We start from the raw sequence: 23,391 nt of genomic DNA on the forward strand, positions 1-23,391 counted from the left end.
TCGCGTGTCCAGTGAAGTCATTCGCGGCGCAAGCTGTGCAGGGCCAAAGTGTTCCGTTAACAAGCTTTGCCGTTTCGGGAGTGGATTGAATGTTCTGGTGGTGGTGGATCGCACCGACGGCCCTGGCCATCATCGGCGTCCTGATTCTGTTCGTCGGACTGGTCTCGCTGTTCAAAGGCAAGTTCTTCGGCGGGTTGTTCGGTACGGCCGGGGGCGCAGCTTTGCTGGCGGCGGCACTGGCGGGCGGCCTGCTGGGCCAGAACGTCCAGACCTATTCGCGCCTGACCTATGAGCGGCCGGTCGCGAGTTTGTCGATCCGGCAGTTGGCGTCACAGTATTTCGAGGTCGTCGTGACCCAGCCCGCCCAGGGCGAGTCGCCCGCCCGCACTGCCGTCTATCCGGTCAACGGCGACGAATGGCGGATGGAGGCCCAGGTCCTGAAGTGGAAGCCGTGGGCCAATGTGGTCGGTCTTGATTCCCAGTACCGGCTCGACCGTCTCTCGGGCCGCTATCAGACCATCGAGCAGGAACGCACCGGCGCCCGCAGCGTCCACGCCCTGTCGGGGGGCGACGTGAAGACCGGGCCGCTGGCCTATGTGCCGTGGACCCTCAGCGTCTGGGACGTGGCGCGGAAATACCGTCGCTATGTCGACGCGGTGGACACCCTCTATGGTTCCGCAGCCTACATGCCGATGGCGAACGGGGCGACCTATGAGGTTTGGATCACCCAGTCCGGCCTGATCGCCCGGCCGACCAACGATGCGGCGCGCGAGGCGTCGGCGGGCGGGTTCGTGCGGGTGAACTAGACCGACCGACTTCTCCTCCCTGTCGCGTAGCGACGGGGAGGAGAAGCTGTCACACGCTTCCCAACGTCCTCAACCTTGCCTTGGGGTGCACCTCGTTCTGGCTCATCACCACGGTCTGACCGCGGAAGCGTTCGATAATGGAGCGGACGTAGGGGCGGATCTGGGGGCCGGTCAGCAGGACCGCGCTCTCGCCCGACATGGCGGCGCGTTCGAAGACGTCACGGACAGCGCGGATAAAGTCCTGGAGCCGCGAGGGTGCCATGGCCAGCTGCTTGTCCTCGCCCTGGCCGACAAGGGCCTCGGCGAAGGCGGCCTCCCAATCAGGGGACAGGGTGATGATCGGCAGGGCGCCGTCGTCGCCCTTGTTCTGCCAGCACAGCTGACGGGCCAGGCGGGTGCGGACGTGTTCAACCAGGGTGGTGATCGACGACGAGTGCGGCGCGGCCTCGGCCAGGCCTTCCAGGATGGCGCCGAGGTCGCGGATCGAGACCTTCTCGCGCAGCAGGGTCTGGAGCACGCGCTGCAGGGTGGTGACGGTGACAACGGAGGGCACGAGTTCTTCGACCAGCTTCTTCTCCTCCGGCCCCAGTTCCTTGAGCAGCTTCTGCACCTCGGCATAGGTCAGCAGGTCCGCCATATTCTCCTTCAGGATCTCGGTCAGATGGGTCGTCAGCACCGTCGAGGGATCGACGATGGTGTAGCCGCGGAAGGTGGCCTCCTCGCGCAGGCTCTCATCGATCCAGGTGGCGGGCAGGCCGAAGGCGGGTTCCTTGGTGTGCTCGCCCGGCAGTTCGACCTGGCGGCCGGCCGGGTCCATCGCCATCAGCGAGCCCAGACGGACCTCGCCGGCGCCGGCCTCCATCTCCTTGATGCGGATGGCGTAGCCCTGGGTCGGCAGGCGCATATTGTCGAGGATCCGCACGGACGGCATGACGAAGCCATACTCCTGGGCCAGGGCGCGACGCAGGGCGCGGACCTGGTCGGTCAGGCGGCGGCCCTCCAGGTCGTTGATCAGGGTCAGCAGCGAATAGCCCAGCTCGATCTTGACCTCGTCGATGGTCAGGGCCGTGCCGATAGGCTCTTCCGCATCGTCCCTGGGCTTGCCGGCGCTGGCGGCGGCCGCGAGTTCGGCCTCGGTGGGCTGGGGCTTCAGTTTCGCCCGGCCGTGATGCCAGGCCATGAAACCGGCCCCGGCGGCCAGGGCGGCGAAGGGTATGATCGGCATGCCGGGGATCAGGGCCAGCAGGGCAGACGCCGCGGCGACCATGCCGAGGCTGACCGGGTTGGTGGCCAGCTGGGCCACCAGAGCCTTGTCGGCCGAGCCCTCAACCCCCGCCTTGGACACCAGAAAGCCCGCCGCGATGGAGATGATGATGGCGGGTACCTGGGTCACCAGTCCATCGCCGATGGTCAGCTGGGTATAGGTGTTGGCGGCCTCACCGATGGGCAGACCGTGCTGGATCACACCGATCAGGATACCACCGATCAGATTGATGAAGACGATGATCAGGCCTGCGACCGCGTCGCCACGCACGAATTTGGACGCACCGTCCATGGCCCCGAAGAAGGTCGATTCCTGCTCCAGTTCCTTGCGCCGCAGCTTGGCCTGTTCCTCGGTGATCAGGCCCGAGGACAGGTCGGCGTCGATGGCCATCTGCTTGCCCGGCATGGAGTCCAGGGTGAAGCGGGCGCTGACCTCGGCGATCCGGGTCGAACCCTTGGTGATGACCACGAAATTCACCACCAGGATGATGGCGAAGATGATGATGCCGATGATGAAACTGCCGCCCATCATCAACTCACCGAAGGCGGCGATAACCTGACCGGCGGCGTCATGACCCTCATGGCCATGGGTCAGGACCAGACGCGTGGACGCCAGGTTGAGACCGAGGCGGAACAGGGTCGAGATCAGCAGCACCGTGGGGAAGATGGCGAAGTCCAGCGGGCGCTTCATCATCAGCGCCGTCATCAGGATCAGCACGGACGAGACCAGGCTGATGGCCAGCAGCAGGTCCAGCAGGAATTTGGGGACCGGCAGGATCAGCAGCAGGATGACGCAGATCACGCCGACCGCCATGCCGACCTCGCCGCGCAGCAGCCAGCCCCGGATGTCGCTGCCGGTCGGACGGGCCATGCCGTCCTTCATCATCACGGGTGTGTCGGTCATGCGCGGCCGAGCGTGGCCAGGGCCCGACGGGTCGCCTCGGCGATGACGGCCTCGTTCCCGGGCGCGTCAGAGGCGGCGTGGTAGTAGGCAGCGATGATGATCGGCGCGCCCGAGGGCGGATACAGGATGCCGATGTCGTTGGTCGGGCCGTAACCACCGGTGCCGGTCTTGTGGGCCACACGCCAGCCGACCGGAACGCCGGCCTTGATGCGGTCGACGCCCGTCGGCGACGAAAACATCCAGCCCAGCAGCATCGCTTTCGAGTCCTGCGACAGGGGCGAGGCCGGGTCGATGAACAGGCGGTGGATGTTCGCGGCCGACTGGAACGGGGTGATGGTGTCCTTGTCGCCGTCGAGGCGGTTCATCTCGGGCTCGAACCGGTCCGCGCGCGTCGAGGCGTCGCCGATGCCGCGATAGAAGGCCTGCATGGGCGCGATGCCGCCCAGCGCCTTCAGCAGCAGGTTGGCGGCGGGGTTGTCGGAGACCTCGACCGTCCCCTTCATCAGCTGTTCGACGGTCAGGCTCGAGCCAACGGCGGGCTCGGTCACCGGGGCGTGGTTGATCATGTCGGCGCGCGTGATCGGCATGAGGCGGTCGAGCTGTTCCTCACCGGCCTGGACGCGCAGCAGGGTCGCGGCGGCGAGGTACATCTTGAAGGTCGAGCAATAGACGAACCGCTCGTCGCCCCGCGCCGTTAACTGGCGGCCCGTGCCGAGGTCATGGGCGAACAGACCGAAGCGACCACCGTGCGCCTGTTCCAGACCGGACAGGTCGAGCGTTTCCGGCGCGGGCTGGACAGCGGCCACTGATGGCGTGCGTGAGCATGCAGCGATCGCGAGCGAACCGGCTCCGACGAGAACAGCACGACGATCAAATCCTCCCCCGTCGGGGGAGGTGGCGCGGCGCGGCTGCGCGACGTGACGGAGGGGGTCCGACGCGAACGCCGGCGTCTGAGGCTGGCCCCCTCCACCGCTTCGCGGTCCCCCTCCCCCGATGTGGGAGGATTCGTCAGCGCGATCAGTCACGCCGCGTTCGCGCCGTAGGCGCTCGTGGCGATGCCCGTCTGGGGCGCCATGATCTGCGTCCCCTCGTCCGAATACTCATTCAGCTTGTTGCGCAGGGTGCGGATCGAGATGCCCAGGATATTGGCCGCGTGCGTCCGGTTGCCCAGGCAGTGGGTCAGGGTGTCCAGGATCAGGGTCTTTTCCATCTGGGCGACCGTCTGGCCGACATAGGCGCGGGAAACGGCGTCGGCGGTCTGGGCGGCGCGGGCGGCGGGACCGGCGTCGGAACCGGCGATCGCGCCCGTCAGCGGCTGACCGTCCGGCAGGCGTATGGCCTCGGCGTCGATCTCGGCGCCGACGGCCAGCAGGACCGCCCGGTGCATGGCGTTCTCAAGCTCCCGCACGTTGCCGGGCCAGCGGTGGGCGGCGAGCGCCCGGCGAGCATCCTGCGACAGCGGCCGGGCCGGCACGCCGTTGGCGGCAGCGTATTTCTTGACGAAGTGATCGGCCAGCACGGCCACGTCGCCGGGACGTTCGCGCAGAGACGGAAGACGCAGGTTCACGACGTTGAGGCGATACAGCAGGTCTTCGCGGAACGTGCCCTCCGCCACGGCCTTGGCCAGGTCGCGGTTGGAGGTGGCGATGATGCGAATGTTGACGGGCACGGGCCTGGTGCCGCCTACGCGGTCGATGACTCGCTCCTGGATCGCGCGCAGCAGCTTGGCCTGAAGCCGGGCGTCCATCTCCGAGATTTCGTCCAGCAGCAGCGTACCGCCGTCGGCCTCCTCGAACTTGCCGATCCGGCGGGCGACGGCGCCCGTGAAGGCGCCCTTCTCGTGCCCGAACAGTTCGGATTCCAGCAGGTTGTCGGGGATGGCGGCGCAGTTGACGCTGATGAAGGCCCGCTCGGCGCGCTTGGATTGCTGGTGCAGATAGCGCGCCATCACTTCCTTGCCGACGCCGCTTTCGCCGGTGATCAGGATAGAGGCTTCCGAGCGCGCGACCTGGTCGGCCAGTTTGATCACGGCCTGCATAGACGGATCGGCCGAGATCAGCGGGCGCTCGTCGTCGGCGACCGCGGCCAGGACGGCGGCGATCAGGTCGGCGTCAGGCGGAAGCGGAATGAACTCCTTGGCTCCGGCGCGAATGGCGGCGGCGGCTTTTTCGGCATCGTTGTCGACGCCGCAGGCCACGACCGGCACGAAGATCCGCTCAGCGTCGTTGGCGGCGATCAGGGCCCCGATGTCGAGATTATAGTCGACCATCAGCAGGTCGGCCCCCTGCCCGCGCCGGAGCTGTTCCGTCGCCTGATCCGTGCGTTCGACGTGGCTGACCTTGGCGCCGTGCGCCATGGCCATCTTCACCGCCGCCGCGAGCTGGCCCGAAAGCCGACCGACCACCAGAAGCCGCATGGGTCTTCTCCCTTAATCCGTACTGGAACCGGCGCGCCTAGGCGGCCGAATCCTCTGTCTTGATGATTTCCGTCATGGTCACGCCCAGGCGATCCTCGACGACGACGACCTCCCCGCGAGCGACCAGGCGGTTGTTGACGAAGATGTCGATGGCCTCGCCGACCTTGCGGTCCAGCTCGAGCACCGACCCGCGATTGAGCTTCAGCAGTTGGGCCACCGTCATGTGGGCCTTGCCCAGGACGGCGGAGATATTGACCGGCACGTCGAAGACGGTCGACAGGTCGGCAGCGGACTTGTCCCCGGCCTCGTCCATCATGGCGAGGGATGTGGACTCGGGAAACTCTTCCAGGGCGAGATCGTCGGCGGCCATCAGAGGTCACTTCCGTTGATGAGGGGTTCGGCATGCCCGGCCTCGGCGGCGAGGGCGGAGGTCAGGGCGGCGGCGATCCGGTCGGCGGCGGCGGCGGGATCGAAGTCGGCCCGGCCGTCGGCCCATTCCAGCTGGAAGGCCGCGAGCGGCAGGGACAGGTCTTCGCGGAAGGCGACTACGCCGGTGAAGCCGGCATCGATACAGATCGCCTGGATCTTCTCCTGGACCCCGGGCTCCAGGCCTGAGGCGCGGACCACGAGACGGGGCGAGCTGTCGATCTCCTGGCCCAGGCTTTCCAGCGCCGATTGCAGCGGGCCGATCGGCAGCCGCTCCAGGGCGGCGGCGGCGATGACGCGGGCGGCGGCGAGCGCGAGACCGGCCGATTGCTCGCGATGGGTCTGGGCGACATGGGTCAGGGCCGGAATGGCCTGGCCCATGGCCTGACCGATGGCGGCGACGCCCATGGCCTCGATGCTTGCGGCCTCGGCCAGGGCCGCCTCGCGGGCCTCGAACCGGGCCTGGGCGACCAGGGCCTCGACCTCGGACGGCATATAGGCGCGTTTGGTCGGACGGAACTCGGAGGCGTGCACGACCGAGCCGGCGCCGTCGAACTCGGTGTCGAAGGCGAAGGGGCGGCTGGTGATGGGAGCGTGATCGGTCATGTCAGTAGATCAACTCGTCGTCGCCGGCCGCACCGGCCAGCATGATCTCGCCGCGCGCCGCCAGATCCTTGGCGACCTGGACCATGGCCATCTGCGCGGTGTCGACATCCTTCAGGCGGACGGGCCCCATGGATTCCATGTCCTCGCGCATGATCTTGGACGCCCGCTCGGACATGTTGGTGAAGAACATCTCGCGCAGGCTTTCCGAGGCGCCCTTCAGGGCCAGGCCCAGGGAATCCTTCTCGACCGACCGCAGCAGGGTCTGGACGCCGCCGGGGTCCAGCTTGCTCAGATCCTCGAAGACGAACATCAGGGCGCGGATGCGTTCGGCGGACTCGCGATTGCGCTCTTCCAGGGCGCCGATGAACCGGGCCTCGGTCTGGCGGTCGAACGAGTTGAAGATGTCGGCCATCGCCTCGTGGCTGTCGCGCTTGGAAGTGCGGGCCAGGTTCGACATGAACTCGATGCGCAGCGTCTGTTCGATCTTGTCGAGGATCTCGCGCTGGACCGGCTCCATGCGCAGCATCCGCTGAACGCATTCGAGGGCGAAGTCCTCGGGCAGGGACGTCAGCACGCGGGCGGCGTGATCGGGCTTTACCTTGGACAGGATGACCGCGACCGTCTGGGGGTATTCGTTCTTCAGATAGTTGGCGAGGACAGCCTCATTCACATTGCCGAGCTTGTCCCACATGGTCCGGCCAGCGGGACCGCGGATTTCCTCCATCAGGCCATCGACCCGGTCGGAGGGCATGAAGGAGGCCAGCAGCCTCTGGGTCTGTTCGAAACTGCCCATGACTGCGCCGGAGCCGCTCATGCCGGACACGAACTCAACCAGCAATTCCTCCACGACGTGGGCCGCCACTGTGCCCAGGCCTGCCATGGCCTGGGAGATCTCCTTGACCTCTTCGTCGTCCAGACTCTGCCACAGCCGGGTGTGGTCCTCGCCGAGTGCAAGCAGAACCACGGCGGCCTTTTCCGGCCCCGAGAGCTTCTTTGAATCGTCGACCGAGGCCTTTTTGCTCGCCATGCCCGCCGCCATCAGCCTTCGTGAACCCAGCCACGCAGGATGGTGGCCGATTCATCGGGATGCTTCTCGACGAACTCCGCGACCTTCTTGACGGACGACGCCTTCACCTGACCCTCGATACGGGCGATGTCGAGCCGCTGGTCCATCTCGGACGGACCGGTCAGCTGGCCCGCGCCGCCGACGACGCTGGTTTGCAAAGAGGTGACGCCGATCTGGCCGCCGCCCGCGCCGGCCAGGGCGGGCATGCCGCCGGGCCCGGTCGCCGACTTCAGCAGCGGTCGCAGGACGAAGAAGATCAGCAGCAGGCCTGTGATCAGCAGAACGAGCAGCTCGACGCCGCGCATGATGTCGTTCTTGGTGAAGTTGAACAGCGGCGAGCCGCCATCGGTGCCCCCGGCCGACACCAGGGCGTCACGGTTGAAGCGCACGTTGGTGACACGCACCTGGTCGCCGCGCGTCTGGTCGAAACCCATGGCCGCCTTCACCAGATCCTCGATCTGGGTGATTTCTTCCGGCGTGCGGGCGGTGTAGGTCGGCTCGCCGCCGGCCTCGGCGGGCGGAGTCAGCTTGCCGTCCACGGCCACGGCCACCGACAGCTTGCGCACCTCGCCCGGCTCCTTGGTCGTGGTCGTGGTCGTGTTGGAGATTTCGTAGTTGGTAGTCTCGCCCGTGACGCTCTCGGTCGAGCCCGCCGGGGTGACCGCCGGGGCCGCGCCGCCGGGGATGTTGTTCGTCGCCGTGGCCCCGCCATCAGCCGTTCCCTCACTGTCCTGGGACTGGGAGCCGTTGGACGAGGTCGAGCGGACGACCTGGCCGTCGGGATCGTATTTCTGCTCCTGGGTGGTGGAGCGGCTCATGTCGATGTCGGCGGTGACCTGAACGCGCGCGGCGCCCGGACCGACCACGCCCTCGACCAGATCCTTGATGCGGGCCTGAAGCTGGGCCTCGGTGTTGGTCTTGGCGGCCTCGGCGGTAGCGGACGAGAAGCCCTCCTCGTCGTCGGCTGCAGCGAGGGTCTGGTTGGTCTCATCGACCACGGTGACCTTGCCGGGCTTCAGGTTCGGCACGGACGAGGCGACGACATTGCGGATGGCGCGGACCTGGTCGGCGCTCAGGGCGCGACCGCCCAGGCCGACGACGACGGCGGCGGTGGGCTCGGCGGCGTCCTGGGCGAACAGTTCGCGGCGCGGCAAGGCGATCTGCACGCGGGCCGAAGAGATGCCGCGCATGGACATGATGGTGCGGGACAGTTCGCCCTGCAGGGCGCGCTGTTCCGAAATCTGCTGCTGGAACTCGGTTTGGCCCAGCACCGACTGGTTGTCGAACAGCTCGTAGCCGACCGAGCCTGAGCTCACGAGCCCCTTGCCGGCCAGCATCAGACGGGCCGTGCCGACGTCGTCGCGATTGACCATGATGGTCGAGCCGTCGCCACGGGTGGAATATTTGATGCCCGCCTGCTCCAGCGAGGACGTGATCTCGCCGGCCTCGCGCAGGTCGAGGTTGGAATACAGCAAGGCGTCCGGCGCCTGGCCGACGCGCAGCATCAAGGCCACCAGGACGGCGGCGACGCCGGCCCCGACGCCGAGGACCATGGCGAGCCGCCCGATCCCAAATCTCTGCAACGCCGCCGTGAAGCCGCCCACGCGTCCCCGCCCAAATACTGTCACGGGGGAGCCGACTGCCCTCGCTAGGCAGAAACTGCCGCCCGCGTGGTTAACGGCGGTTTAAGTGTCGGGGTTAGCTCGCCGATTTTCGGGGTTAACGTCGAAGTTCGTCCAGCACCGGGCCGGCGCCGGACGGCAAGGCCGCGTCCGGATCGCGCAGCAGGGCCTCGACATCGCGGAACATGACCTCGGCCTGCCAGTCTCGGTTCAGCAGGTGCCAGCCGTCCCGATACCAGCCGGTGCGCAGGTTGGGCGGCTCGCCGGCTCGGATCAGGGCGCGGCGCATGGGGCCCTGTTCGATAATCTGGTCCCTGGCGCCGTACAGCAGCAGCGTCGGCGCCCTCACCTGCCCCAGCTTGAGGGTCGCGCTCTCCATCAGATCAACGAGGCCGGACAGGGCGTCGAACCGCGTCGAGCGGATGAAGCCCGGATCGTTCCCGTTGGCGACGAGTTCGATCAGGTTGTCGGTGGCCCGGATGCGCCGGACCGCCCAATCCGGCGGCGTAATCGAGCGAGACCCCATCAGCCGCGAGGCGGCCCACAGGCTGGCGCGGTTGGGCAGACTCTGGCTCGACCAGCCCCAGACAGCGGGGGCCAGCAGGATCAACTGGTCGGCGACAGGCGGCCGATCCGAAGCGAAGGCCGAGATGGCGACAGCCCCGCCCATGCTCTCTCCCGCCACGGCGATGCGGGCGTTCGGATGGCGGGCGCGGACCAGGGCGACGACCGTACGCAGATCCTCCGCCATCCGCGCCTCGCCCGCCCAGACGCCCCGACCGGGGGACGCGCCGAAGCCCCGCTGGTCATAGGCGTAGGTGGCGATGCCGCGCTCCGCCCACCACGGACCCGCGAGTCGGAAGGCGGCAGCATGGTCGTTCATGCCGTGCAGGCCGATAATGATCGCCTCCGGCTCCTCAGGTCCCCAGCGCAGGTAGGGCAGCCTCGCCCCGTCATCGACAACGAAGGCGCCCGGCTCGATGCGGGGACCGGCGAAACCCGCGGGCGGCGTCAACGGCGGCTGGACATGGGGCATGGCGCAGGCGGCGAGGCCTAGCAGCATCATGGACAGGGCCAGCGCGCGGATCATGCGGACAGGATGCCCCGGACCCTTTGGCGAAGATACGGCACGACCTCGGCCTCGAACCACGGATTGCGCCTGAGCCAGGCGGTGTTCCGCCACGACGGATGGGGCATGGGCAGGATGTCAGGGGCGTACTCCCGCCAGGCGCGGACGGTGTCGGTCATATTGGCTTTGGCCCGCTCGCCCAGCGCCCAGACCTGGGCATGGCCGCCAACCAGCAGGGTCAGCTCCATCCGGGGGAGCGCCTCCAGCAACCGGGGCCGCCACAGGGCCGCGCACCGCTTCGGTGGCGGATAGTCCCCGCCCTTCGGAGCCGTGCCGGGATAGCAGAAGGCCTGGGGCGCCACCCCGATGCGGCGATCGACGTAGAAGGTCTCGTAGTCGACGCCCATCCAGTCGCGCAGCCTGTCGCCGGACGGATCGGTGAAAGGCATCCCGCTCTCATGCACCCGGCGTCCCGGCGCCTGGCCGCAGATCAGCAGGCGGGTCTCGGGAAAGACCCGGACCACGGGGCGCGGTTCGTGCGGCAGTTCGCCGAGACAGGCCCGGCAGGCGCGAATGTCCGAAAGGACGTGTTCGAGGCACTCCCCTTTCCGCTCATCCCCGTGAAGGCAGGGATGCTCGGATCTAGTCGTCGGCGTCTTCATCCGCCTTGGGCGGCAGGGCGGCCAGGGCCGCGGCAGTTTCAGCGTCGGTCGGCAGGCGCAGACGGGTGACGCCCCGGAAGTTGGACGGATCGACGACCTTGCCCTTCTTGGTGATCGTCAGCCTGCCCTGACGCATCAGGCCAAGAGCCGTCGCCCGGACCTTGGGCAGGACGCGCTGCCACTGTTCGGTCTGGATATGTTTGGCCACGTCCGCCGGTTCCACGGACTTGCCGCCGACGCCCTTGGGATCAGCTTTCGCCAGGGTCTCGAAAATTGCTGCTTCGATTGGATCGCTCATGGGCCCTATATGCTGCACTGCGGCACTGAAAAGAAGGCGAGTTCGGAAATGGTCGAGAAGATCACGGTCACGGAGGGCGAGTTCACTGGTTGGCAGACGTACGATCTGCACGGCACCTTCGACCAGGTCGTGGGTCCCTTCTACTTCAAGCCGGATCCGGATGGGAGGATGCGCTGCGCCTTCCGTGCCGAGCCCAAACACATGAACGCCGGGCACAGGATGCACGGTGGCTGCCTGATGACCTTCGCCGATATCGCCCTGTTCCAGACGGCGTATCAGCAAATGGAGGGGATGAACGGCGTGACCGTACAGCTCGATTCCACCCTGATCGACGGGGCCTATGTCGGCGAACTGGTCGAGGCGACGGGCGAAGTGGTGCGCGCAGGTGGATCGCTGATCTTCGTGCGTGGCCAGATCTGCACGGGCGAGCGGACGTTGATGACCTACAGCGGGATCATCCGGAAATTCACGCCGCGGACTTGAACTCGAAACACCCGGCCGCCTCCCATGGACCGCCGCGATAACGCCAGAGTAGCAGGGCTTCTGCCCTGACGGTCCACGGGGCGAAGTCGTCGGCCAGACGGTCGTGTAACGCCAGGGCCTCGGCAGGATCCACCTTGTTCTGGATCGTGACGTGGGGACGAAAACCCTGCCGGTCCTGAGGCGTGAGAACATCGGCGAAGCGCGAGGCCAGCCTGCTGCGCACAGCTGCAAGAGCGGGGCCTTCCAGCGAGAAGCCGACGCCTCGCCCCAGCTTTCGCAAGCCGGTGACGCGCATATCGAAGGCCGTAACGGCGTCGGCTGCCTCGGCCACCGCTGCAGCCACCTCAGCCAGTCCATCGCCCGGGAGATGGTGAAACAGCGTCAGATGCGCGGGGATGCGGTTCAGGGCTGCCGGAAAATGGGCGCGTCGCAGGTCATCGAAACACTCGAAGGATGCGCGATCGAAGCCGAGGCTGAGGATCAGAGGATCGGCATCGCCGGTCACACTCCGACTTTCGCCGCCGGACGGGCGCGGCAGTCTTCGAGCCAGCGGGCCAGGTGGGTGAACTCCTCGGGCGGGCGGTATTTGACTAGGCGCGCGAAATCGAGACCGACGGCGGCGACGATGTCGGCGATGGTGAACCGGTTCACCGCAATGAACTCATGGTCGGCCAGGCGCCGGTCAAGGGTGCGCATGAAGCGTTCGGCGGCGACGCGGTTGTAGTCAGCGACCTGGGGCTGCTGCGCCGACTCCAGCGCCGCAAGCGCCGGATGGGTCAGGCGCACGTTCAGCATGATCGGATTGGCCAGATAGAACTCGCAGCGCCGGGTCCACATCTCGACGATGGCCTGTTCGCGGGCGTCGAGCCCGAACAGGTTCGGCTCCGGATACATCGACTCCAGATAGCGGCCAATGGCGACGGACTCCGAGATGGTCGTGCCGTCATCCAGTTCCAGCGCCGGAACGTGAGGGACGCCGACGCGGGCTCGGTATTCCGGCGTCTTGTGCTCGCCCGACATGATGTCGATCGGCACGATCTCGACGTCCTCGATGCCCTTCTCGGCCATGACCCAGCGGACGCGCCTGGGATTGGGGGCGCGGTGGCTGTCGTAGAGCTTCATCGAGCGGGTCTCCGGTTCAGCGAAATATGGAGGCTGGCATGGCGCCGACAACCGCTGCCGTCATCAAGGTCGCCAGGAATCCGGCGAACAGCGCCTTCCACACCATGCCCAACACCTCTTCGCGGCGCTCAGGGATCAGGACCGACAGGCCCGTGACCGTGATCCCGACCGAGCCGATATTGGCGAAGCCGCACAGGGCATAGGTCAGCAGCATCCGGGTGCGCTCGCTCATCTCGCCGGCCGGAACCTCGCCCAGACGGATGAAAGCCACGAACTCGGTCAGGGTGAGTTTGACGCCCAGCAGCCAGCCCGCCTTGCCCGCCTCGGACCAGTCGATGCCGATCAGCCAGGCCAGGGGCATGAAGATCCAGCCCAGCAGGCGCTCGACCGTGATGTGGTCGCCGAACAGCCAGAAGCCGCCCAGCATGATGTTCACCAGGGCGACCAGGGCCACGAAGACGATCAGGACGGCGGAGATGTTGAGGACAACCATCAGGCCGTCGGCCGTGCCCTTGACGATGGCGTCGATGGCCGAGTCGTATTTGAGGGCCGAGCCGTAGTCCGCGACCTGGCCGCCCTCGCCCGGCTTCTCGGGGATGATGATGCGGGCCAGCAGAACACCCGCCGGCGCGGAAACGATCGAGGCCACCAGCACATGTCCGGCGGCGTTCGGCAGGGTCGCCGACAGGATGGTCGCATAGGCCACCATGGTCGAGCCGGCGACCGTCGCCAGGCCCACGACCATCATGAGGAAGATCTCGGACCGGGTCAGCTTGTCGAGATAGGCCCGGATCACGATCGGGCTCTCGATCATGCCGAGGAAGATATTGGCCGCGACCGCCAGGGCCGAGGCGCCGCCCAGGCCCATGGTCTTCTGGAACAGGATGCCGAAGCCGTGCGTCAGCCACTTCAGGATCTTCCAGTGCCACAGCAGCGCCGACAGGGCCGAGATCACGAGGATCATCGGCAGGACGTTGAAGGCGAAGGTGAACAGGCCGCCTGCGTTGGTCACGGCATAGGGCTGGTCTCCGCCGGCGAGATAGCCGAACACGAACTTCGCCCCCTCGGACGTCGCCCGCGACAGGCCGTCGACGCCGCCGGTGATCGCGGCGAGCACGACCTGCGAGCCCGGGATGGCGAACAGGGCCAGCACCAGCACGGCCTGCACGCCAATGGCGCCCAGCGTCAGCCGCCAGGGAAAGGCGCGCTTGTTCTCCGACAGCGCCCAACAGGCGGCGACAATGACGAACAGGCCCAGAAGGCTCTGAAGATTCAGCAGGCTGAACATGGTGGTGCGATCTCCCCGAGCGCCTTTCCTGCACGGGGGTCAGGGCCTGTGCAAGCGTCAGGACGTTCGCCTTGACTCCGCCTTGATGGGCGCGCGTCATCACGGAACCGTGATCGGGACCTTGAGGGAGACGACGATGCGCAGGATCGGACTGGCGGCGATAGCGGCAGGCTTGGCGGTGGCCGGGTGCGGGCAGGCCACCCCGGACAACGCGGCTTCGTCGGCTGACGCGGCCGAGAACCTCGAATTGATCGAGCCTGCGAGGATGGCGGAAGTGCCGGCCCCGGCCGAACCCGGCGCACCGACGCCTACACCTGCCGCAGCGACCGCGCCGCGCATCGCCTATGTCTATCATTATGGTCTGGAGGTTCCCGTCGACCGGGCGCCGGGGCTGATGGCGCAGCACGAGCGGGCCTGCACTTCAGCCGGAGCGGCGGTCTGCCAGGTTATCGGTTCAGACACGACGCGGATCGGTAAGGACGATCTCACGGCACGCCTCGAGATCCGGGCGACTCCGACCTTCATCACACGGCTCCGCGACGGACTGGCGAACGATGCGCGCGAGGCGGGAGGACGTGTCGCCGAGGCAAACACCGAGAGCGAGGACCTGACCCGGTCCCTGATCGACACAGAGGCCCGGCTGCGGGCCCAGACGACACTACGCGATCGGCTTGAAGGTCTTTTGGCGACGCGCAGCGGCTCTCTGGAAGACCTGTTGAAGGTCGAGACCGAACTGGCGCGGGTTCAGGGCGAGATCGACGCGCAGCAATCGATGCTGGCCGAGATGCGGACGCGGGTGGCGACCTCCCGGCTGTCGATCGAATACCGGTCGGCGGGTCAGTTGGCGCCGGACAGCGCCTTCCGACCTGTCGTCCACGCTGTCCAGGGCGCGTTCAGCGCCATGATGGCGACAGTCGGCGTGCTGATCACCATCCTGGCCGTGCTGGTCCCGATCGGCCTGATTGCGGGACCGATCGTCTGGTTCATCCTGAGGCGACGGCGGGCGGCGAAGAAGGCGACGCCGCCCGCGTGAGCCGCGTCAGGCGATGCGGCGAACCAGCTTGCCGTAGTCGTCCATCAGGGTCAGCGACAGGTCCCCCGGCGTGAACGCGTACTCGCCGATCGACTGGACCGGCGTCACCTCGGCGGCCGAACCGGTCAGGAAACACTCGCTGAAGGTCGACAGTTCTTCGGGCCGGATGTGGCGCACCACGACCTCGATGCCCTTGGCCTCGGCGATGTCTATGACCGTCTGGCGCGTGATGCCGTTCAGAATGTGGGTCACGTCCGGCGTGTGGATCACGCCGTCCTGGACGAAGAAGACGTTGGCGCCGGTCGCCTCGGCGACATAGCCGCGCCAGTCCAGCATCATGGCGTCGGCAAAGCCGCGCTTCTCGGCCGCATTCTTGGACATGGTGCAGATCATATAGAGGCCGGCGGCCTTGGCCGTCGTCGGGGCCGTCAGCGGGTCGGGGCGGCGCCATTTGGCCCACTCCAGCTTGATGCCCTTCTTCTTGACCTCGGGGTCGAAATAGCTGGGCCAGTCCCAAACGGCGATGGCGACGTGGACCTTGTTGTTCAGGGCCGAGACACTGACCTGTTCCGGGCCGAGGTAGGCGACGGGACGGACGTAGGCGTCCTCCATCCCCATCTTCGCGCAGGTTTCCCTGCAGGCCTGATCGATTTCAGCGGTGCTGTAAGGCAGCTCGAAGTCCAGCAGGTCCGCCGAACGGGCCAATCGCTCGGAATGCTCTGTCAGCTTGAAGATTTCCCCGCCATACATACGCTCACCCTCGAACACCGACGAGCCGTAGTGAAGGGCGTGGGTCAAAACGTGCGTTTTCGCTTCCCGCCACGGAATGAATTCACCATTCATCCAGATCCAGCCGTCACGATCGTCGAAAGGAACCAAGGCCATTGAACAACGTCTCCTGCGCAGATTTGCCGGTTAGAACGCCCGAAGCGCCGAAGGTCAACGCCGCGCGCGCGGGAATGTTCGCATGAGCAGCAGCCGTTCAGGACCTGTGGCGGGCGCCGGCGTCGGTCGCCACCTGCTGATCGTCGACGACGACGACCGGATTCGCGAGCTGCTGAAGGAGTATCTGGCGCGCGAGGGCTATCGCGTGACCGGGGCCGCGCACGCCGCGGCGGCGCGTCGCCTGATGGAGTTGATCGAGTTCGACCTGGTCGTGCTGGACGTCATGATGCCGGGCGAGAGCGGGCTGGAGCTGACCACCTGGGTACGGTCAAAGGCGCAGTTGTCCAGGACGCCCGTGTTGCTGCTGACCGCGCGCGGCGAGGCATCGGACCGTATCGACGGCCTCTCGCGCGGCGCCGACGACTATATGTCCAAGCCCTTCGACCCGAAGGAGCTGGCCCTGCGTATCGACGCCATTCTGAGACGGACGGGCGTGAAGCCGATCATGCCGCGCGAGATCAAGCTGGGCACGGCCACGTTTGATCTGGAGCGCCTGGAGTTGACCCGGGACGGCGCGCCGATGCGGCTGACCGAGGCCGAGGGGCAGCTGCTGAAGACGCTCGCCCTGCACGCCCACGCGCCGGTCGAGCGGATGGACCTGTCGCCGGACACGGCCGACATCACCGGCCGCGCGGTCGACGTTCAGGTGACCCGCCTGCGCAGGAAGCTGGAAGCCGATCCGAAGAACCCGCGCTATCTCCAGACGGTGCGCGGCGTGGGCTATATGCTGGCGCCGGACTGATATGAGGCTGCTGCCCTTCCCCGTCCTGGCGCGGTTTCTGAAGCGGCAGTTGCCGACGTCGCTCTGGGGGCGATCGCTGCTGATCATCGTCCTGCCGATCCTGATCATGCAGGGGGCGGTGACCTGGGCCTTCTTCGACATGCACTGGCAGACGGTGACGGCGCGCCTGTCCGAGGGGCTGGCCGGCGACGTGGCCTGGGCGGCGGAGAGCTATCGCGACGAACCGACCGAGGCGAACCTGGCGGTGATCGCCGACCGGGGCGAGCGGTCGATGCAGTTGTCGATCGCGCTGCGGCCCGGCGCCACCCTGCCCGAGGAACAGCGACGCGGGGCGATCGGGGTGGTGGACCGGACACTGGAGGCGGCGCTGGCGTCGCGTCTGGACCAGCCCTTCTGGTTCGATACGACCCGCTATCCCGCCTATGTCGACATCCAGGTACAGCAGCCGACAGGAGTGCTGCGCATTATCGCGCCGCGGGAGCGGGCCGTGGCGACCCAGGCGCATATCTTCGTCCTGTGGCTGATGCTGGCGACGGTGCTGCTGATGAGCGTGGCCATCCTGTTCATCCGCAATCAGGTCCGCGCCATCGAGCGGCTGGCCGAGGCGGCGGAAGCCTTCGGCCGGGGCGAAATGTCGCCGAAATTCAAGCCGCACGGCGCGCGCGAGGTCCGTCAGGCGGCGGTCGCCTTCCTGGCCATGCGCGACCGGATCCAGCGGCATATCGAACAGCGGACGGCCCTGCTGGCCTCGGTCAGTCACGACCTGCGCACGCCCCTGACCCGGCTGCGGCTGGAGCTGGCGCTGGCCCCGCAGTTCAAGCGTCAGGCCGCCATGAAGGGCGACCTCGACGAGATGGAGCATATGATCGATGAATACCTCGCCTTCGCGAAGGGCGAGGCTGGCGAGGCGACGCAACCCGTCGATGTCTCGGCCCTGCTGAAGGCGGCAGGCGAGGACGTGAAACGGGCGGGGGCCGAGGTCGAGATCGCCGCGCCGAACGACCTGACCGCCTCATTGCGCCCCTTGGCCTTCAAGCGCGCCCTGGCCAATCTGGCGGGCAATGCGGCCGCGCATGGGGAGCATGTACGGCTGTCGGCGCGGGCTCTGGCGTCGGGCGGACTGGAGATCGCGATCGAGGACGACGGTCCTGGCATTCCCGACGACATGCACGAGGAGGCCTTCCGCCCGTTCAGCCGGCTGGACGAGAGCCGTAATCAAAACCGCAAGGGCGTCGGGCTTGGCCTGGCCATCGCGCGGGACGTGGCGCGGGGGCACGGCGGCGACATCACCCTGGCGCGCAGTGATCTGGGGGGCCTGCGGGCGCTGATCCGCCTCCCGGGCTGAAGGCTTCTGCGACGCCGCGGCGTCTCTCGGGCGTGGCCCTTGCGCAAGGATTGCGGAGACGGGCCGCCGAGCCCATCTTGCCTGTGACAGGGACATCCCGGAGATCGTCATGCGCAGCTTCGCCTTTCTCGCCCCCCTCGCTCTCGCCGCGGCCCTCGCGGCGCCCGCGTTGGCCCAGACGCCGCAGGTTACGGTGACCGTCGGCGGCGACCTGACCGAACAGGTCGAGACGCTCGGTCAGCGCGACGTGGATCGCCAGCTTGAACGGCTGCAGACGGTCGTCGAACGTCGTCTGGCCCGCGACGGCGCGCTCGAAGGCGCGACCATCAACCTTGTGATCACCGATCTGCAGCCGAACCGTCCGACCTGGCAGCAGGCCGCCGACAGGCCCGGACTGTCGATCATGGACAGCTTCTCCATCGGGGGCGCGACGGTGGAGGGTGAGGTCATCACCGCCGACGGCCAGCGACTGCCGGTGCGCTATTCGAACTATTCGAGTTCGATCGCCGAGGTGCGGGGCTACAATACCTGGCAGGACGCCGAGCAGACTTACAACCGGTTGGCGAACAATCTCGCCTCAGGCCGGCTGGTCGCCCGCTAGGGCGTTCGCCCGAACCACGGCGGCCTGAACCGCCGCCCGGCCCGCCGCGTCCAGATCGAAGTCCTTGAGCGCGTCAAGCCCGGCGCGCGTCGTGCCGCCGGGCGAGGCGATGCGCGCGATCAGATCATCCAGCGATGCGTGCGTTCCCGACCCCGATCCTGCCGAGCGCAAGGCCCCGCGCGTGAGGCGCTCGGCCGCGTCCAGCGTCAGCCCCGCCTCGACACCGGCCTGCGCGAGCGCCTGGGCCAGGGCGTAGAAGAAGGCGGGGGCGGATCCGGCCACCGCAGTCGCGACGTCGATCAAGGACTCTTCGTCGAGATCGACCGTGTCGGCGACAGGGTCGAACAGGGCGTGGGCCAGGGCGCGCGCGGCCGCATCATCGGACCAGATGGCGGCGACGCCCTGAGCCTGGGCCACGGCGGTCGTGGGCATGACGCGGGCCACGGCCCGGTCCGGCAAGGCGGCGGACAGGTCGCCGGCTCGGACGCCGGCCATGACGGAGATCACGGTCGCGTCGGCCGGCAGGGTCGCCAGAATCGGGGCGACGGCCTCGCGCCAGGCGGCGGGCTTGACGGCGATCACCAGGGCCTGGGTGTCAGGCGGGCAGACCGGCGGGACGGCGCGGGTCAGGACGGTGGGGCAAGGAACCGTCCCGGTCAGCCGCCAGCCCTCGGCGATCGCGGAGCCGAGGCGGCCATGGCCGAGGAGGGTGACCTGCATCAGAGCCCTCGCGGAGGATCAGGCCGTGCCGACGGTCTCGAACAGGCAGCTGTCGATCGCATCCTGCGGCTTCTTGTGGCCACGGATCATGAAGTCGAAGGCCGGGTAGTAGCGGTCGGCGGCCTCGACGGCGGCATCGATCATCGACGCGGCCTGGGCCAGGGTCGGCCGCTCGCCGTGCGGCAGGGCCAGGGAGTGACGGAAGACGATCTCGCCATCCTCGGACCAGACCTCGAAATGGCCCATCCAGGTGCGCTGGTTGACCATGGAGACGAGCTCGTAGGCGGCGTTGCGGCGGGACTTGGTCGCACGCAGGTCCAGGGCGCAGCACAGCTGCAGGCAGTCGCCCTCGGGGCGCCATGCGAACCAGAGTTCGTAGTCCTTCCAGTCGCCGGCGAGAGCGAAGGCCAGGTCGCCGTCGTCCGTCCGGTCGAACGGAAGGTTCTCGGCGTTCAGCACATGCTCGACCACGTCCAGCGGATCGTAGGGGACGTCGACCTCTTGGGGTCCGGCAGCATCCATCAGGTTAACTCGATCTCGCGGGAGGGCAGGGACGACAAGGTCTGGGCGACTCAGGGCCGCCTTCGAAAAGACGGTAGGCGTGTTCGGAGATTCGGCTCAACCGGCTGCGTCCGGGAGACGAGTTCCGTCTGTGGAGGTTCCCGTCTGAGGCTTCTTCGCCTTGGTCGGGGCGGCTATCAGCGTCGCCAGCTCGGCGCGCAGGGCTGCGACTTCAGCCTTCAGGGCGTCGAACTCATCGCGCCGGACCAGGTCCATCTCGGCGACGACGCGGTCGGACTGGGCGCGGAAGGCCGCCTTGGCCTCTTCGCCGGCAGCCTGGGCCAGCCCCATGGCGCTGGTGGAGAGCTTGGCGAACTCGTCGAGGATGGGGTTACGCGTCTGCATGGTCGTCTCCGGCCCGCGAGCGGCGGGCGTCGTTAAGGGAAGGTTGCCTGATATGGTGAACGAAACCTTTCCAGACACCCCCTGATTGGCGGCAATCGGGGCCGAAACGTGTCACGCTCGCGCGACCGAGCGACGCTTGCTAAAGGCGGAGCGAACCGTCGCAGGAGCCTCGCTTGACCTTTCCCGAGTTCGATCCGGTCCTGATCCATCTGGGGCCGTTGCCGATCCGCTGGTACGCCCTGGCCTATGTGGCCGGCATCGTGCTGGGCTGGATCTATGCGGCGCGGATCCTCAAGAGCGACCGAATCTGGGCGCCGGGCAAGCCGCCGCTGGCGGGCCCGCAGCTGGACGACCTGATCCTGTGGATCACCCTCGGCATCATCCTGGGCGGCCGGTTCGGATACGCCCTGTTCTACAAGCCGGTCATGTTCCTGCAGCTGTTCACGGGGTCGAGCCTCGGCGAGCGGCTTGAGCTGTTCCAGCTGTGGACCGGCGGGATGTCGTTCCACGGCGGGATGCTGGGCTGCACGCTTGCGGTGCTGATCTACGCCTGGAGGACGAAGGCCAATGCGCTGAGCATCGGCGACATGGCCCTGGCGGCCGCGCCGATCGGCCTGCTCTTCGGACGGATGGCGAACTTCGTGAACGGCGAGCTGTGGGGGCGGACGACGGACGTGCCCTGGGCCATCCGCTTCTGCAACGCCCGAATCGAACAGATGTACGGCTTCTGCCCGGCCGGAAACGAACCGCGTCACCCGAGCCAGCTGTACGAGGCGGGCCTCGAGGGGGTTCTGCTGTTCATCGTGCTCGGCCTGGCGGTCTGGAAGTGGAGGCTGCTGGCCAAGCCCGGCTATGTCACCGGCCTGTTCCTGGTCGGCTACGGCGCGTCGCGGGCCCTGCTGGAGACCGTGCGCCAGCCCGACGCCGGGATGGAGAACTTCCCGCTGGGCCTGACCATGGGGATGATGCTGTCGATCCCGATGATCCTGGTCGGGGCGTGGTTGATCCACCGCGCCTGGAAGCGTCCGCCGGTCGCCGCCGCAGCCTGAGATGTCGCTGAAGGATCGACTGGCGCGGGAGATCGCCCTGACCGGGCCGATGACGGTGGCCGACTATGTCACCCGCTGCCTGCACGATCCCAGGGACGGCTACTACGCGACCCGGCCGGCGCTGGGCGAGGGCGGGGACTTCGTCACCGCGCCCCTGGTCAGCCAGATGTTCGGCGAGTTGATCGGCCTGTGGGCGGTCGAGACCTGGCAGCGGCTGGGCGCGCCCGAGCGGTTCCGGCTGGTCGAGGTCGGGCCCGGCGACGGGACCCTGATGGACGATGCGCTGCGGGCCGCGCGGGTCGCGCCGGGGTTCCTGGAGGCCTGCGACCTGATCCTGATCGAACCCTCGGGGCCGTTGCGTGAAGTGCAGGGGCGCAGGCTGGCCCAGGCCGACGTCTCGCCCCGCTGGGTCCGGTCTCTGGGCCAGATCGACACTGATGCGCCCGTCATCCTGATCGCCAACGAGGTGCTGGACTGTCTGCCCGCGCGTCAGTTCGTGCGGACCGACGGCGGCTGGGCCGAGCGACGGGTGGGGGCCACGGACGACGGTGGGCTGATCTTCGGACTGGTGGGCATCACCGGCGGGTTCGAACGGCCGCCGTTCGAGGTCGAGCCGGGCCAGGTGGTCGAGGTGTCGGACCAGCAGGCCGCGTTCGGGCGGGATCTGGGCGCCCTGCTGCACCAGACGTCGGGAGCGGCCCTGCTGATCGACTATGGGCGGGACCGGCCGGGCGTGGGCGATACGCTGCAGGGGCTGAAGCGGCATGCGAAGGTCGATGTGCTGGCCACGCCGGGCGAGGCGGACCTGACCCAGTGGGCGGACTTCCCGGCGGTGCAGGAGGCGGCGGTCCGGACCGGCGCCGACGTCACGGGCTGCGTCGGCCAGGGCGAGTTCCTGAGGCGGCTGGGGATCGAAGCGCGGGCCGAGCGGTTGTCCTCGGGAAGGCCGGAGGCGGCGCCCGTCATCGCCCGCCAGCTGGCGCGGCTGACAGCGGCGGACCAGATGGGCGACCTGTTCAAGGCGGCCGCGATCTTCTCGCCCCGCAGCCTGACCGTTCCGGGGTTCGAGGCATGACCGACCTGACGCCGATCACCCATCCGCTGCTGGAGAAGGCGGGCATCCGCCACGGCTTCTTCACGCGGCGGGGCGGGGTCTCGACCGGGCTCTACGAGGGGCTGAACACCGGCCTGGGGTCGGCGGACGACCCGGCGGCGGTCGAGGAGAACCGGCGGCGGGTGGCGGAGGCCCTGGGCGGCCAGCCCGACGATCTGGCCGCCTGCTACCAGATCCATTCCAGCCTGACGCGGGTCGCGACCGGGCCCTGGGCCGGAGAGCGGCCGGAGGGCGACGCGGTGGTCTCGGCGACGGTCGGGGTGATCCCGGCGGTGCTGACGGCGGACTGCGCGCCAGTGCTGCTGGCCGACGCCGAGGCGCGGGTGGTGGGCGCGGTGCATGCGGGCTGGAAGGGGGCCCTGGGCGGGGTCGTGCACTCCGCCCTGACGGCGATGGAGGCGCTGGGCGCACGACCGGACCGGATCGTCGCCGTGGTCGGCCCCTGCATCGGTCAGGCCAGCTATGAGGTCGGGGCCGACTTCCAGGCGCGGTTCGATCACCATGACCCGGGCGCCGCGCGGTTCTTCATCGAGGGCGCGACGGCGGACAAGCGGATGTTCGACCTGCCCGGCTTCGTCCTGTGGCGGCTGGAGCAGGCGGGGGTCGGCGAGGCGGCGTGGACCGGGCACGACACCTGCGTCGAGGAAGCGGCCTTCTATTCGAACCGGCGGGCGTTCCAGCGGGGCGAGCCGGACTTCGGGCGGCTGATGTCGGCGATCCGACTGGTCTGAGGGTCTGCCGGGCCGGCGGATTGGACTCTAAAAAAAACAGAGTCCAATAGTGCAATTCTCAGGAAATCAGGGACTTATCGGCAACTCCGCATTGCACTGCGTGACACTATGCATTCGTGGCCCGAGGCGTTGATGGGCCTGCCCACGACATGGGGCTGGCTGGCCGTCGCGCAA

26 protein-coding genes are annotated in these 23,391 nt (G+C 67.9%); 9 read left to right on the forward strand and 17 right to left on the reverse strand.

What is annotated here, in order from left to right; genetic code table 11:
- The first annotated feature begins 89 nt into the window (after positions 1-89).
- The gene (locus ACP7AB_RS11920) at positions 90-806 is read left to right on the forward strand and encodes a hypothetical protein (RefSeq protein WP_425991368.1); all 717 of its coding nucleotides are present in this window, start codon (positions 90-92) and stop codon (positions 804-806) included.
- A 49-nt stretch (positions 807-855) separates the two neighbouring features.
- Here the strand turns inward: ACP7AB_RS11920 and flhA are convergent, their stop codons facing one another.
- From flhA to ACP7AB_RS11970, 10 genes are all read right to left on the reverse strand, one after another.
- Positions 856-2,955 (reverse strand): flagellar biosynthesis protein FlhA, encoded by a 2,100-nt coding sequence (flhA, locus tag ACP7AB_RS11925; protein WP_425991456.1) that lies wholly within the window; start codon positions 2,953-2,955, stop codon positions 856-858.
- 14 nt (positions 2,956-2,969) lie between these two features.
- A complete protein-coding gene (bla, locus tag ACP7AB_RS11930) occupies positions 2,970-3,779 on the reverse strand; it encodes a class A beta-lactamase (protein WP_425991370.1) in 810 nt (269 codons plus the stop codon).
- A gap of 215 nt (positions 3,780-3,994) precedes the next feature.
- Complete coding sequence (locus ACP7AB_RS11935; protein ID WP_425991372.1) at positions 3,995-5,389, reverse strand: sigma-54 interaction domain-containing protein; 1,395 nt, start codon at positions 5,387-5,389, stop codon at positions 3,995-3,997.
- 37 nt (positions 5,390-5,426) lie between these two features.
- Entirely contained in the window at positions 5,427-5,759 is a 333-nt protein-coding gene (gene fliN / locus ACP7AB_RS11940) for a flagellar motor switch protein FliN (protein ID WP_425991374.1), read from the reverse strand.
- Positions 5,759-6,421, reverse strand: coding sequence for a flagellar assembly protein FlbE (locus ACP7AB_RS11945; protein ID WP_425991376.1), 663 nt, complete (start codon positions 6,419-6,421; stop codon positions 5,759-5,761). Before ACP7AB_RS11945 ends, fliN begins: the two co-directional genes overlap by 1 nt.
- Position 6,422: 1 nt before the next feature.
- Complete coding sequence (fliG, locus tag ACP7AB_RS11950) at positions 6,423-7,460, reverse strand: flagellar motor switch protein FliG (RefSeq protein ID WP_425991378.1); 1,038 nt, start codon at positions 7,458-7,460, stop codon at positions 6,423-6,425.
- Complete coding sequence (gene fliF, locus ACP7AB_RS11955; RefSeq protein WP_425991380.1) at positions 7,460-9,091, reverse strand: flagellar basal-body MS-ring/collar protein FliF; 1,632 nt, start codon at positions 9,089-9,091, stop codon at positions 7,460-7,462. The genes fliG and fliF overlap by 1 nt, the downstream gene beginning before the upstream one ends.
- Before the next feature lie 115 nt (positions 9,092-9,206).
- A complete protein-coding gene (locus tag ACP7AB_RS11960) occupies positions 9,207-10,199 on the reverse strand; it encodes an alpha/beta fold hydrolase (RefSeq protein ID WP_425991382.1) in 993 nt (330 codons plus the stop codon).
- Positions 10,196-10,753 carry a uracil-DNA glycosylase family protein gene (locus ACP7AB_RS11965; protein WP_425991458.1) on the reverse strand — a complete coding sequence of 186 codons (558 nt, stop codon included), beginning with the start codon at positions 10,751-10,753 and terminating at the stop codon, positions 10,196-10,198. The genes ACP7AB_RS11960 and ACP7AB_RS11965 overlap by 4 nt, the downstream gene beginning before the upstream one ends.
- Positions 10,754-10,820: 67 nt before the next feature.
- Positions 10,821-11,138: a DUF3253 domain-containing protein gene (locus ACP7AB_RS11970; protein WP_425991384.1), complete on the reverse strand. Its 318-nt coding sequence runs from the start codon at positions 11,136-11,138 to the stop codon at positions 10,821-10,823.
- A 48-nt stretch (positions 11,139-11,186) separates the two neighbouring features.
- On the opposite strand from ACP7AB_RS11970, the gene ACP7AB_RS11975 reads away from it, so the two are divergent.
- Positions 11,187-11,621 carry a PaaI family thioesterase gene (locus tag ACP7AB_RS11975; RefSeq protein ID WP_425991386.1) on the forward strand — a complete coding sequence of 145 codons (435 nt, stop codon included), beginning with the start codon at positions 11,187-11,189 and terminating at the stop codon, positions 11,619-11,621.
- Here ACP7AB_RS11975 and ACP7AB_RS11980 read toward each other — a convergent pair.
- From ACP7AB_RS11980 to ACP7AB_RS11990, 3 genes are read right to left on the reverse strand one after another with little or no spacing between them, the layout of a single operon-like run.
- Positions 11,605-12,126 carry a 2'-5' RNA ligase family protein gene (locus ACP7AB_RS11980; protein ID WP_425991388.1) on the reverse strand — a complete coding sequence of 174 codons (522 nt, stop codon included), beginning with the start codon at positions 12,124-12,126 and terminating at the stop codon, positions 11,605-11,607. The two genes, ACP7AB_RS11975 and ACP7AB_RS11980, sit on opposite strands and share 17 nt — an antisense overlap.
- A complete protein-coding gene (locus ACP7AB_RS11985) occupies positions 12,123-12,743 on the reverse strand; it encodes a glutathione S-transferase family protein (RefSeq protein WP_425991390.1) in 621 nt (206 codons plus the stop codon). The genes ACP7AB_RS11980 and ACP7AB_RS11985 overlap by 4 nt, the downstream gene beginning before the upstream one ends.
- Before the next feature lie 16 nt (positions 12,744-12,759).
- The gene (locus tag ACP7AB_RS11990; RefSeq protein ID WP_425991392.1) at positions 12,760-14,031 is read right to left on the reverse strand and encodes a NupC/NupG family nucleoside CNT transporter; all 1,272 of its coding nucleotides are present in this window, start codon (positions 14,029-14,031) and stop codon (positions 12,760-12,762) included.
- Positions 14,032-14,167: 136 nt separating this feature from the next.
- On the opposite strand from ACP7AB_RS11990, the gene ACP7AB_RS11995 reads away from it, so the two are divergent.
- The gene (locus ACP7AB_RS11995; RefSeq protein ID WP_425991394.1) at positions 14,168-15,064 is read left to right on the forward strand and encodes a DUF4349 domain-containing protein; all 897 of its coding nucleotides are present in this window, start codon (positions 14,168-14,170) and stop codon (positions 15,062-15,064) included.
- Positions 15,065-15,070: 6 nt separating this feature from the next.
- Here the strand turns inward: ACP7AB_RS11995 and ACP7AB_RS12000 are convergent, their stop codons facing one another.
- A complete protein-coding gene (locus ACP7AB_RS12000; protein WP_425991396.1) occupies positions 15,071-15,949 on the reverse strand; it encodes a branched-chain amino acid aminotransferase in 879 nt (292 codons plus the stop codon).
- 82 nt (positions 15,950-16,031) lie between these two features.
- Here ACP7AB_RS12000 and ACP7AB_RS12005 point away from each other — a divergent pair, with 82 nt between their 5' ends.
- From ACP7AB_RS12005 to ACP7AB_RS12015, 3 genes are all read left to right on the forward strand, one after another.
- Positions 16,032-16,751 carry a response regulator gene (locus ACP7AB_RS12005; RefSeq protein WP_303696354.1) on the forward strand — a complete coding sequence of 240 codons (720 nt, stop codon included), beginning with the start codon at positions 16,032-16,034 and terminating at the stop codon, positions 16,749-16,751.
- A gap of 1 nt (position 16,752) precedes the next feature.
- Positions 16,753-18,096 carry an ATP-binding protein gene (locus ACP7AB_RS12010; protein WP_425991398.1) on the forward strand — a complete coding sequence of 448 codons (1,344 nt, stop codon included), beginning with the start codon at positions 16,753-16,755 and terminating at the stop codon, positions 18,094-18,096.
- A 109-nt stretch (positions 18,097-18,205) separates the two neighbouring features.
- The gene (locus tag ACP7AB_RS12015) at positions 18,206-18,697 is read left to right on the forward strand and encodes a hypothetical protein (protein WP_425991400.1); all 492 of its coding nucleotides are present in this window, start codon (positions 18,206-18,208) and stop codon (positions 18,695-18,697) included.
- Here the strand turns inward: ACP7AB_RS12015 and ACP7AB_RS12020 are convergent.
- From ACP7AB_RS12020 to ACP7AB_RS12030, 3 genes are all read right to left on the reverse strand, one after another.
- A complete protein-coding gene (locus ACP7AB_RS12020) occupies positions 18,674-19,417 on the reverse strand; it encodes a pyrroline-5-carboxylate reductase family protein (RefSeq protein ID WP_425991402.1) in 744 nt (247 codons plus the stop codon). The two genes, ACP7AB_RS12015 and ACP7AB_RS12020, sit on opposite strands and share 24 nt — an antisense overlap.
- 18 nt (positions 19,418-19,435) lie before the next feature.
- Complete coding sequence (locus ACP7AB_RS12025) at positions 19,436-19,939, reverse strand: YbjN domain-containing protein (protein WP_425991404.1); 504 nt, start codon at positions 19,937-19,939, stop codon at positions 19,436-19,438.
- A 96-nt stretch (positions 19,940-20,035) separates the two neighbouring features.
- The gene (locus ACP7AB_RS12030; RefSeq protein WP_425991406.1) at positions 20,036-20,323 is read right to left on the reverse strand and encodes an accessory factor UbiK family protein; all 288 of its coding nucleotides are present in this window, start codon (positions 20,321-20,323) and stop codon (positions 20,036-20,038) included.
- Between the two features lie 173 nt (positions 20,324-20,496).
- Here ACP7AB_RS12030 and lgt point away from each other — a divergent pair, with 173 nt between their 5' ends.
- The 3 genes from lgt to pgeF are packed head-to-tail and all read left to right on the forward strand — an operon-like array spanning position 20,497 to position 23,217.
- A complete protein-coding gene (gene lgt, locus ACP7AB_RS12035; protein WP_425991408.1) occupies positions 20,497-21,372 on the forward strand; it encodes a prolipoprotein diacylglyceryl transferase in 876 nt (291 codons plus the stop codon).
- Position 21,373: 1 nt separating this feature from the next.
- A complete protein-coding gene (locus ACP7AB_RS12040; RefSeq protein WP_425991410.1) occupies positions 21,374-22,447 on the forward strand; it encodes a class I SAM-dependent methyltransferase in 1,074 nt (357 codons plus the stop codon).
- On the forward strand, positions 22,444-23,217 hold the full coding sequence (gene pgeF, locus ACP7AB_RS12045) for a peptidoglycan editing factor PgeF (RefSeq protein WP_425991412.1): 774 nt from the start codon (positions 22,444-22,446) through the stop codon (positions 23,215-23,217). Before ACP7AB_RS12040 ends, pgeF begins: the two co-directional genes overlap by 4 nt.
- Positions 23,218-23,391 lie beyond the last annotated feature (174 nt).

The sequence above is a fragment of the Brevundimonas sp. TWP3-1-2b1 genome, from assembly GCF_049896165.1.
GTDB classification, from domain to species: domain Bacteria; phylum Pseudomonadota; class Alphaproteobacteria; order Caulobacterales; family Caulobacteraceae; genus Brevundimonas; species Brevundimonas subvibrioides_B.

What these genes read in the sequence shown, in the direction of transcription:
- ACP7AB_RS11920 (WP_425991368.1), top strand. Translation starts at nt 90, where the DNA reads ATGTTCTGGTGGTGGTGGATCGCACCGACGGCCCTGGCCATCATCGGC.
- pgeF (WP_425991412.1), top strand. Translation starts at nt 22,444, where the DNA reads ATGACCGACCTGACGCCGATCACCCATCCGCTGCTGGAGAAGGCGGGC.
- ACP7AB_RS12010 (WP_425991398.1), top strand. Translation starts at nt 16,753, where the DNA reads ATGAGGCTGCTGCCCTTCCCCGTCCTGGCGCGGTTTCTGAAGCGGCAG.
- ACP7AB_RS11985 (WP_425991390.1), bottom strand. Translation starts at nt 12,743, where the DNA reads ATGAAGCTCTACGACAGCCACCGCGCCCCCAATCCCAGGCGCGTCCGC.
- ACP7AB_RS12005 (WP_303696354.1), top strand. Translation starts at nt 16,032, where the DNA reads ATGAGCAGCAGCCGTTCAGGACCTGTGGCGGGCGCCGGCGTCGGTCGC.
- fliG (WP_425991378.1), bottom strand. Translation starts at nt 7,460, where the DNA reads ATGGCGGCGGGCATGGCGAGCAAAAAGGCCTCGGTCGACGATTCAAAG.
- ACP7AB_RS11960 (WP_425991382.1), bottom strand. Translation starts at nt 10,199, where the DNA reads ATGATCCGCGCGCTGGCCCTGTCCATGATGCTGCTAGGCCTCGCCGCC.
- ACP7AB_RS12000 (WP_425991396.1), bottom strand. Translation starts at nt 15,949, where the DNA reads ATGGCCTTGGTTCCTTTCGACGATCGTGACGGCTGGATCTGGATGAAT.
- flhA (WP_425991456.1), bottom strand. Translation starts at nt 2,955, where the DNA reads ATGATGAAGGACGGCATGGCCCGTCCGACCGGCAGCGACATCCGGGGC.
- ACP7AB_RS12020 (WP_425991402.1), bottom strand. Translation starts at nt 19,417, where the DNA reads ATGCAGGTCACCCTCCTCGGCCATGGCCGCCTCGGCTCCGCGATCGCC.
- ACP7AB_RS11975 (WP_425991386.1), top strand. Translation starts at nt 11,187, where the DNA reads ATGGTCGAGAAGATCACGGTCACGGAGGGCGAGTTCACTGGTTGGCAG.
- ACP7AB_RS12040 (WP_425991410.1), top strand. Translation starts at nt 21,374, where the DNA reads ATGTCGCTGAAGGATCGACTGGCGCGGGAGATCGCCCTGACCGGGCCG.
- ACP7AB_RS11970 (WP_425991384.1), bottom strand. Translation starts at nt 11,138, where the DNA reads ATGAGCGATCCAATCGAAGCAGCAATTTTCGAGACCCTGGCGAAAGCT.
- ACP7AB_RS11935 (WP_425991372.1), bottom strand. Translation starts at nt 5,389, where the DNA reads ATGCGGCTTCTGGTGGTCGGTCGGCTTTCGGGCCAGCTCGCGGCGGCG.
- ACP7AB_RS11995 (WP_425991394.1), top strand. Translation starts at nt 14,168, where the DNA reads ATGCGCAGGATCGGACTGGCGGCGATAGCGGCAGGCTTGGCGGTGGCC.
- ACP7AB_RS11945 (WP_425991376.1), bottom strand. Translation starts at nt 6,421, where the DNA reads ATGACCGATCACGCTCCCATCACCAGCCGCCCCTTCGCCTTCGACACC.
- ACP7AB_RS12015 (WP_425991400.1), top strand. Translation starts at nt 18,206, where the DNA reads ATGCGCAGCTTCGCCTTTCTCGCCCCCCTCGCTCTCGCCGCGGCCCTC.
- ACP7AB_RS11990 (WP_425991392.1), bottom strand. Translation starts at nt 14,031, where the DNA reads ATGTTCAGCCTGCTGAATCTTCAGAGCCTTCTGGGCCTGTTCGTCATT.
- ACP7AB_RS12025 (WP_425991404.1), bottom strand. Translation starts at nt 19,939, where the DNA reads ATGGATGCTGCCGGACCCCAAGAGGTCGACGTCCCCTACGATCCGCTG.
- fliN (WP_425991374.1), bottom strand. Translation starts at nt 5,759, where the DNA reads ATGGCCGCCGACGATCTCGCCCTGGAAGAGTTTCCCGAGTCCACATCC.
- ACP7AB_RS12030 (WP_425991406.1), bottom strand. Translation starts at nt 20,323, where the DNA reads ATGCAGACGCGTAACCCCATCCTCGACGAGTTCGCCAAGCTCTCCACC.